We start from the raw sequence: 256 nt of genomic DNA on the forward strand, positions 1-256 counted from the left end.
GCCCTGCTCGTACAGCAGCCGCAGCGCCATGTTCCCTTGACCCAGCCTGGAAGCGGCGCAGGAAAGCCAACCGAACTGAAAGACGCCGTACTCCGTATGGTTCTCGGCATAGCGAAGCGTATTCTCTGCTCTCTCCCTTAGGGAAGCCTCGCTATATTGATTGATCTCTCCAATCGGATAAATCGGCATAAGGAGCGAAGGATGACGCAGATGCATATCCAAAGGTGCCCATTCGGAATCCAGCCAAAGCTCTCCG

1 protein-coding gene is annotated in these 256 nt (G+C 55.1%); it reads right to left on the bottom strand.

The features are described 5' to 3' along the window. A partial coding sequence (locus KVT27_RS25345; protein WP_483307990.1) for a hypothetical protein occupies positions 1 to 222 on the bottom strand: 222 nt, incomplete at its 3' end. Positions 223 to 256: the final 34 nt, after the last annotated feature.

It is taken from the genome of Lysinibacillus sp. GbtcB16 (genome assembly GCF_019091145.1).
Classification (GTDB): Bacteria; Bacillota; Bacilli; order Bacillales_A; family Planococcaceae; genus Lysinibacillus; species Lysinibacillus fusiformis.